Consider the following 8,734-nt stretch of genomic DNA (forward strand, 5'->3'; position numbering starts at 1 on the left):
GGAGTTTACCACAAAGCGAGAAACAGTAGGGGCCCAGCATTGCTGAGCCCCTGAGGAGAGAAGAATTTACTCTTTAGGGATGGCGGTACCCCATTCTCGCCAGTCTTTTGGCTCTTCCGCATTCAGCATAAAGTGTTTGTGCGGCGTCGCCTTCGGTGCCAGCGGAATACTCGGTGGGGTGGCAAAAGCAATGCCGCCACGAATGAACTGCTGGAAGGTCCCGCTCTTGATCACACCGCCGGTCAGACCGAACTGCAGGTTGTAGCCGGAAGCCAGCCAGAACACGCTGTTGTTACGCACCAGATATTGGTACTTCTTGCTGATGCGCAGCGCGACGTGGATGCGATCGGACATGGCGCCCAGATAGAAGCCGGTGACGGTGCCCACTTCCACACCGCGGAACAGTACCGGGGTGCCAATTTGCAGCGAGCCGGTTTCGGCGGCGTCGAGGATCACGCTCAGACCGTCCTGGTAGCGCGAGTCGGTAATAGTGGCTTCTTGCAGTTCAAAGTTGCGCAGCTCACGCCCACGACCCGGTTCCACATTAATGTACGGCTGCAACAGGGTGTCCAGGTTACTGACCCCGGCGGCGGAAATCTCCGGCGATACTATGGAGAAACGGCTGCCCAGACGCGCGAAGGTCTGCACGTATTCCGGGTACAGCACCGCCTTGACCAACACTTCATTACGCTCTGGCGCCAATTTGAGTGAATCCACCTGGCCGATATCGATGCCGAGATAACGCAGCGGCATGCCTGGCGAGACTTTACTGGCGTCGTAGGTTTTCAGGGTTATCTGGCTACCCACCGCGCGGGCGGCGGTTTCTGTGGCGTACAGCATGCGTTTGGCGCCTTTGCTCAGCGTTACACCCTGCAAATTATCGAAACTGATGGCCCCCTTCAGCGCCCGGTTAAGCGGTGAAGCCTGTACCGTCAGGCCGCTGCCGTTCAATTGCACCTTGGCACCGCCTTCGGCCCAGAAGATGCTTTCGTTGGTCAGCAGCTTGCGGTATTCCGGGCTGATATAGACATCCACTTCAAATTCGTTGGCCTTCGGACGAACGTTAACAATTTCGCCCACCTGGAATTTACGGTACAGCACCACCGAACCGGCCTGAACATCCGGCAGGCTGACGGCGTTCAGCGTCAGGGTTGGCGTTGGGCTGTTGCCGATAATACCGGCCTCGGCTTTTTCACTGTTGCTATACAGCGGATACTGGCCGACAGGTTCCCCCTTGCTGCCGGGGATAATACGCACGCCGCCGTCCAGCCACTCCTGTGCACTGGCTCCCAGCACTTCCATGCCGTCGAGGCCCAGTTTGACGTCGACCCGGCTGTTGACCACGAACTTGCTGTCTTTGTGCAGCAGGCGGCGATATTGCGCATCGATGGCGGCGGTAAAGACCACGCCGTTGTCCGTCAGGGCACGGCTCATTACCTGGCCGACTTTAACGCCATGCACCACCAACGGCTGACCGACGTCAATACCGTAACTTTGTGGCGCGTTCAGCGTCACGGTCAGCACGCCAGGTTGCTGCAACAGAGTCTCACTGCTATCCAGCACGTTGAAATGCTGTTGCGGTTCGCCGTCACCCGGCACCAGCTCCAGCGTATTGCCGGTGAGCAGTTGGCTGAGTTTGGCGTCGTTAAGGCTCAGGCGTGGGCTGCGCATGACAATTCGCGTGCCGCTACGCATTAAATCTACCACCGACGGATCGATGGTCAGCTCACCGGTGACCTTGCTGTCCTGTTGCAGCGTCAGCTTGGTCAGGGTACCGACCTGCAGTCCCTGATAAATCAGCGGGGTGCGGTTTTCACTCAGGTTATTGCCGCTCGGCAAGTCCAGCGTAATGTTCACGCCGCGTTGGCTGTGTGCCAGATCCGGATACAGGGTATAGCTTTGATCGGCCTTGGCCTGCTGGCCCTCGAGCGGTGAGTCAAAAGCAATGGCGCCGTTGACCAACGCGGCCAGGCTTTCCATCTGCACCGAAGCACCCGCCAGGCTAAAATCACCCTTGAAGCCGGAGACGTTCCAAAAACGGCTGTTGCCCTTCACCAGATTGGCAAAGCGGCGGTCGATCAGTACGTCAATAGTGACGCCTTTATTGCCTTCGGCGATGGTGTAGTCATACACCTTGCCAACAGGGATCTTACGGTAATACACCAGCGAGCCGGTGTTGAGTGCGCCGAGATCGTCAGCATGCAGATGAATCATCAGTTCACCGGTATTCAGCCGGTACTTGGGCTGGGTATCGAGCGCGGTGAAGTGGGTTTTCGGCTGCCCGGTGCCCGGCATCATGCCGATGTAGTTGCCGCCCACCAGGGCATCCAGGCCAGATACGCCCGCCAACGAGGCTTTTGGCGTCACCAGCCAAAACTGGGTGCCGTCGCGCAGGGAGTCTTCCAGGTCGCTCTTGATGCTGACTTCGACCACAATGCTGCGCAGATCCTTGCTCAGGCTGATGCTCTGTACGGTACCGACTTCCACCCCCTGATAACGCACCGGGGTACGTCCGGCGACAATGCCCGCCGCGGACTGGAAATCAATGGTCACCGTGGTGCCGCGTTCCTGGAAATTGTTATAGACCAGCCACCCTGCGATCAGCAGGGCAATAAACGGCAGTAACCAGAATGGCGAAATACGGCGCTTGTTTCTGACCCGCGCTTCAGTCGGTGTATTCGGCGTTTCCTGTTGCATGTGCATCCCAAATCAATCGGCTATCCAGCCACTCTACGGCAAGAATAGTTAAAATAACCGCAGACCCAAAGTAAAAGGCTGCCGGTCCCATAGTAAAAGATAACAATTGGTCGCGATTCACCAGTGACATCATTAAGGCAATCACAAACAGATCGAGCATCGACCATCGGCCGATCCAGGTGACCAGGCGCAGCAGGCGAATTCGCGTTTTCAGGCTGTGCGAGGTCTTGAAATGAATGCTGAACAGGAGGGTGATCAGCACAATGACCTTGGTAAAGGGCACCAGTACGCTGGCAATGAACACGATGGCGGCGATCGGCGCATTGCCGGAGGTCGCCAGTGAGACCACGCCAGAGAAGATGGTGTCTTCCATTCGTGCGCCGTTGGCGTAAATAATGGAGATCGGCATCAGGTTGGCCGGGATCAGCAAAATCATCGCCGCAATCAGCGCCGCCCAGGTTTTTTGCAGGCTGTAGGGCTGTCGGTGACACATCGGAATATGGCAACGCGGACAGCGGCCACGTTCATCTGGGTAGCCGGTAAAGTGGCACGACAGGCAGATATGCAGCGCTGTCGGTGGGCCTTCCGGTTGTTCCTGCGGATAATAGCGCTCCCACAATTGTTCCAGATTGACGTGGATCAGCGTCAGGATGCTGAGCAGGGTGAGCGACAGGTAGGCGATCAGCGCACTGCCAGCCTGAATATCCGCATATTCTTTAACTTTGATGGTCGCCACCGCCATGCCGATCAGGTAAATATCGAGCATGACCCACTCTTTCAAGCGGTCCAGCATCAGCAGCACCGGGCGCAGGTTCATGCCCAGCGCATGGCCGAAACGCAGGTAAAGCAGCGACAGCGCCAGCGTCAGTGGGGCGCCAATGGTGCAAAACGCCACCATGCTGGCGGTGAGAGGATCCCCCTGGTGGCTCATCTGCCAGATGCCTTCCAGCAGGCTGGCGTCAATGCGCACTCCCAGCAAGCGGATGCTGATCAGCGGCTCGCTGAAAGCGAAGGGCATCAGCAACAGCATGGTGACCGCCATGGCGGTCAGGCGGGTCATCGACCAGTCACGGCCACTCACGATCTTGGCATCGCAGCGCGGGCAGTAGGCCGCCTGCTTGCCGCTCAGGGGCGGCAACACAAACAGCAGGTCGCATTCGCAACAGCGCTGGTGACGTGCTTTGGATAGCGGACCGGTGATCGCGTGTATTTTCATCATGACAAAAGCTACCCCAGAGCTCGCCGTATTCGATTAGCGTAGCTGAAAAATAAATCTGTCTGTACCTTATAAGGCCAAGCACCGGACGGCAAAACAGGGTTTCCGACCGGCAAACATACCTCGCCCGGTAGGGTTTTGTGAAGCAACAGATGATTAACCTTGTGGCTATACGCATTTAATGCTTATTTTATAGGGCTTAAGACTCGGGCTAGTGGCCATCTTCACTGTATTAATGGTTAACAAATGACAAAAGAACAATTCTACGCGGAATTAAAACGTGATTTATGCGCGCTGCTTGACGGCGAAACCCACTTTATCGCCGCGTTGTCCAACGCCAGTGCGTTGATCAACGAGCGTCTTGACGACGTCAACTGGGCCGGCTTCTATCTGATGGATGGAGCACAATTGGTGCTGGGTCCGTTCCAGGGAAAAATCGCCTGCGTGCGTATTCCGGTCGGCAAGGGAGTGTGTGGTACCGCAGTGGCAGAGAATCGCGTGCAGCGCGTTGGCGATGTCCATGAGTTCCCCGGTCATATCGCCTGTGACGCGGCCAGTAATGCAGAAATTGTGCTGCCGCTCAATGTTGGCGGTCAGATTATCGGCGTTCTCGATATCGACAGCACAGTTTATCAACGTTTCGACGAACAGGACGAAAGGGGCCTGGAAGCAGTGGTGGCGGGGCTTTGCGCGCAGCTGGAACAGTGTGATAGTGCGAAATATGTCACTGTGGCAGCAAGTTGATCTACGGTTAACGTGGCATTTACCGATGGCGTCATTATAATGACGCCTGTTCATGCCTGCGCTGGTTGGCAAACCCGTTGTAATCAGGAAATTTCATGGAAAATCAACCTAAGTTGAACTCTAGTAAAGAAGTCATTGCTTTTCTTGCCGAGCGTTTTCCGCTCTGCTTTAGCGCCGAGGGCGAAGCTCGCCCGTTGAAAATCGGTATTTTTCAGGATCTGGTCGAGCGTGTTCAGGGGGAAGAAAACCTAAGCAAAACGCAATTGCGTTCTGCACTGCGCCTGTACACCTCAAGCTGGCGTTACCTGTACGGTGTCAAAGTTGGCGCCCAGCGCGTCGATTTGGACGGTAACCCGTGCGGTGAGCTGGAACAGCAGCATGTCGATCATGCCCGTCAACAGCTTGAAGAAGCAAAAGCGCGAGTTCAGGCACAGCGTGCCGAGCAAAACGCCAAAAAACGTGAAGCTGCCGGTGAATCAGCCGCTGCGGAACCTCGTCGTCCACGTCCAGCCGGTAAAAAACCTGCTGCACGTCGCGAAGGTGGAGCCGCACCGGAAAACCGCAAGCCGCGCCCACAAACTCGCCCACAGCCCGCTCGCCAACCTCGTGAAGTCAAAGAGGAAAGCCAGCAGCGTCGTGTGCCAGTCACGGATATCTCTAAACTGCAAATTGGCCAAGAAATCAAAGTCAGAGCAGGCCAGAGTGCGATGGATGCAACCGTACTTGAAATCGCCAAAGATGGCGTACGTGTGCAGCTCTCTTCCGGTCTGGCGATGATTGTGCGCGCAGAACACTTGCAGTTCTGATACGGAGGCCAACCAAGGCATGAACAAATTTGTCAGATTAACAGCAGTCGCGGGTCTGTTGTGGGCGGGTGTCAGTTACGGAGCGGAACCAGCCAACATCCGCATCGATCAACTGCCTCAGCTTCAGCAGGAACCGCAACATGCAACGGTGAGTGAGCGCGTAACTTCGCGCTTCACTCGCTCTCATTACCGTCAGTTTGCCCTCGACGCGGATTTTTCAGGCAAGATCTTCGATCGCTACCTGAATATGTTGGACTACAGCCATAACGTGCTGCTGGCCTCCGACGTGGCGCAATTCGCCAACAAGCGCAATCAGCTGGGCGAAGAGCTGAAAAGCGGTAAGCTGGATACGCCATACGCGCTGTACAATCTGGCGCAGAAACGCCGTTTTGAGCGTTATACCTATGCATTGTCGCTGCTGGAAAAGCCAATGAGCTTCACCGGCAACGACACTATCGATCTCGACCGCAGCAAAGCGCCGTGGCCGAAAGACAAGGCCGAACTGGACGCGCTGTGGAACGCTAAAGTCAAATATGACGAGCTGAACCTCAAGCTGACCGGCAAGACCGACAAGGAAATCCGTGAAACGCTGACCAAACGCTATCAGTTCGCCATCAAGCGCCTGACACAAAGCAACAGCGAAGACGTTTTCCAGCTGGCGATGAATGCCTTTGCGCATGAAATCGACCCGCATACCAACTATCTCTCCCCACGTAACACCGAACAGTTCAATACCGAGATGAGCCTGTCACTGGAAGGTATCGGTGCGGTGTTGCAGATGGATGACGATTACACCCTGATCAACTCCATGGTGCCAGGTGGCCCGGCGGCGAAGAGCAAGGCGATCACCGTGGGTGACCGTATTGTCGGCGTTGGCCAGGCGGGCAAACCTGTGGTCGATGTGATCGGCTGGCGTCTGGACGACGTGGTTTCCCTGATTAAAGGGCCGAAGGGCAGCAAGGTGCGCCTGGAAATCCTGCCGGCCGGCAAGGGCACCAAAACCCGGGTGGTCACATTGACCCGCGAGCGTATCCGTCTGGAAGACCGCGCGGTGAAAATGACCATCAAGACCGTCGGTAAAGAGAAAGTCGCGGTGATGGACATCCCGGGCTTCTACGTTGGTCTGACCGATGATGTGAAAGTTCAGTTGCAGAAGATGGCCAAGCAGAACGTCAAGAGCCTGATCATCGATCTGCGCACTAACGGCGGCGGCGCACTGACCGAAGCGGTATCGCTGTCCGGCCTGTTCATTCCTAGCGGCCCGGTAGTGCAGGTGCGTGATAACAACGGTAAAGTACGCGAAGACGCGGACACCGACGGCGTGACCTATTACAAGGGACCGCTGGTGGTACTGGTTGACCGTTTCAGCGCCTCGGCTTCCGAGATCTTTGCCGCTGCGATGCAAGACTATGGTCGTGCACTGATTGTCGGTGAACCGACCTTCGGGAAAGGCACCGTGCAGCAGTATCGCTCGCTGAACCGCATTTACGATCAGATGCTGCGTCCGGAGTGGCCGGCGTTGGGCTCGGTGCAATACACCATTCAGAAGTTCTACCGCGTTAATGGCGGCAGTACCCAACGTAAGGGGGTTACCCCGGATATCCTGATGCCAAGCGGTGTCGATCCGGCGGAAACCGGTGAAGCGTTTGAAGATAACGCTATGCCGTGGGACAGCATCAATGCGGCGACCTACACCAAAACCGGTGATCTGAAGCCGTTCGATCCTGAGCTGTTGAAAGACCATGAGCAGCGTATCGCCAAGGATCCGGAGTTCCAGTACATCGCGCAGGATATTGCTCATTACAAGGCGCTGAAGGACAAGCGTAACATCGTCTCACTCAACCTTGCCCAGCGCGAGAAAGAGAACCACGACGATGACGCTACCCGTCTGCAACGCGTTAATGATCGCCTGCAGCGCGCTGGTAAGAAACCGCTGAAGGCACTGGACGATTTGCCGAAGGATTACCAGGAGCCAGACCCATACCTGGATGAAACCGTGCACATCGCCCTGGATCTGGCGCACCTTGAACAGGCGCAGCCGGCGGCGGCGAAATAACGCAACCGGGTATCAGTAAATGAAAAACGCACCTTAGGGTGCGTTTTTTAATGGGAGCTCCGGAGGAAGTTGAATAATCCACACCGTTAATTTTACGCAAAAAATACCCACCGTTTTGCGCAACAATCGTTTACAATTTGAAAAGTATTGCTTGAGCGCCGTTTTTGTAAAGTTTCGTATTTTTAGTAGGTTAATGGCGTGCAACTCTTGAAACTGTGACGAATGCCCATACCATCTAGGGTATCCGAGGCAGCGTTTTGTTAACATTTATGAGGAAGTAAACATTTTATGATGCGTATAGCTCTGTTCCTGCTCACCAACCTGGCGGTGATGTTGGTTTTCGGGCTGGTGCTCAGCCTGACAGGAATCCAATCCAGTAGCGTTCAGGGCCTGATGATCATGGCCGGTCTGTTCGGCTTCGGCGGTTCGTTTGTCTCATTGCTGATGTCCAAATGGATGGCGCTGCGCTCCGTCGGTGGGGAAGTGATTGAACAGCCGCGTAACGAGACCGAAAACTGGCTGCTGGAAACGGTCCGCCGTCAGTCGCAGCAGGCAGGCATTGCCATGCCGCAGGTGGCTATTTATCACGCACCAGACATTAACGCCTTCGCCACCGGTGCGCGCCGTAATGCGTCGCTGGTCGCCGTCAGCACCGGTTTGCTGCAAAGCATGAGCCGTGACGAAGCGGAAGCGGTTATTGCCCACGAAATCAGCCACGTTGCCAACGGCGACATGGTTACCATGACGCTGATTCAGGGCATCGTGAACACCTTCGTGATCTTTATCTCACGGCTGATCGCACAGGCGGCCGCCGGCTTCCTGGGCAACCGTGACGGCGAAGGGGAAGGCAACGGCAACCCGATGATTTATTTCGGCGTGTCGATGGTACTGGAGCTGGTCTTCGGCATCCTGGCCAGCATTATCACCATGTGGTTCTCGCGTCACCGTGAGTTCTATGCCGACGCAGGTTCCGCCAAACTGGTGGGTCGCGAGAAGATGATTGCTGCGTTGCAACGGCTGAAAACCAGCTATGAACCGCAGGAAGCGGGCAACATGATGGCGTTCTGCATCAACGGCAAATCCAAGTCGTTCAGCGAACTGTTCATGTCGCACCCGCCGCTCGATAAACGTATCGAAGCGCTGCGCTCAGGTCAGTATCTGAAGTAACCCTGAGAACGTTAAAAACCCCGGCTTGCCGCAATGCCGATCAGTTAA

Annotated in this window: 6 protein-coding genes; 4 read left to right on the top strand and 2 right to left on the bottom strand. The window is 55.9% G+C overall.

Annotated elements, in window-relative coordinates; genetic code table 11:
* Nucleotides 1-66 precede the first annotated feature (66 nt).
* Together BEI65_RS25435 and yebS are read right to left on the bottom strand one after the other, a co-directional pair.
* The gene (locus BEI65_RS25435) at nt 67-2,697 is read right to left on the bottom strand and encodes a PqiB family protein (protein WP_099065607.1); all 2,631 of its coding nucleotides are present in this window, start codon (nt 2,695-2,697) and stop codon (nt 67-69) included.
* Entirely contained in the window at nt 2,666-3,913 is a 1,248-nt protein-coding gene (gene yebS, locus BEI65_RS25440) for a membrane integrity lipid transport subunit YebS (RefSeq protein WP_099065611.1), read from the bottom strand. Before yebS ends, BEI65_RS25435 begins: the two co-directional genes overlap by 32 nt.
* Before the next feature lie 246 nt (nt 3,914-4,159).
* On the opposite strand from yebS, the gene BEI65_RS25445 reads away from it, so the two are divergent.
* The 4 genes from BEI65_RS25445 to htpX all read left to right on the top strand — a co-directional run bounded on the left by BEI65_RS25445 (nt 4,160) and on the right by htpX (nt 8,686).
* Entirely contained in the window at nt 4,160-4,657 is a 498-nt protein-coding gene (locus BEI65_RS25445) for a GAF domain-containing protein (protein WP_099065608.1), read from the top strand.
* Nucleotides 4,658-4,752: 95 nt separating this feature from the next.
* Entirely contained in the window at nt 4,753-5,463 is a 711-nt protein-coding gene (gene proQ, locus BEI65_RS25450) for an RNA chaperone ProQ (RefSeq protein WP_012144854.1), read from the top strand.
* 19 nt (nt 5,464-5,482) lie between these two features.
* Nucleotides 5,483-7,519, top strand: a complete 2,037-nt coding sequence (gene prc, locus BEI65_RS25455; RefSeq protein ID WP_099065609.1) for a carboxy terminal-processing peptidase — start codon at nt 5,483-5,485, stop codon at nt 7,517-7,519.
* Between the two features lie 288 nt (nt 7,520-7,807).
* On the top strand, nt 7,808-8,686 hold the full coding sequence (htpX, locus tag BEI65_RS25460; RefSeq protein WP_012144856.1) for a protease HtpX: 879 nt from the start codon (nt 7,808-7,810) through the stop codon (nt 8,684-8,686).
* Nucleotides 8,687-8,734: the final 48 nt, after the last annotated feature.

Source organism: Serratia sp. BW106, assembly GCF_002607755.1.
GTDB classification, from domain to species: Bacteria; Pseudomonadota; Gammaproteobacteria; order Enterobacterales; family Enterobacteriaceae; genus Serratia; species Serratia proteamaculans.

Bases quoted from the DNA above. Each gene is read 5' to 3' on its own strand.
- BEI65_RS25435 (WP_099065607.1), bottom strand. From the start codon at position 2,697: ATGCAACAGGAAACGCCGAATACACCGACTGAAGCGCGGGTCAGAAAC.
- yebS (WP_099065611.1), bottom strand. From the start codon at position 3,913: ATGAAAATACACGCGATCACCGGTCCGCTATCCAAAGCACGTCACCAG.
- BEI65_RS25445 (WP_099065608.1), top strand. From the start codon at position 4,160: ATGACAAAAGAACAATTCTACGCGGAATTAAAACGTGATTTATGCGCG.
- proQ (WP_012144854.1), top strand. From the start codon at position 4,753: ATGGAAAATCAACCTAAGTTGAACTCTAGTAAAGAAGTCATTGCTTTT.
- prc (WP_099065609.1), top strand. From the start codon at position 5,483: ATGAACAAATTTGTCAGATTAACAGCAGTCGCGGGTCTGTTGTGGGCG.
- htpX (WP_012144856.1), top strand. From the start codon at position 7,808: ATGATGCGTATAGCTCTGTTCCTGCTCACCAACCTGGCGGTGATGTTG.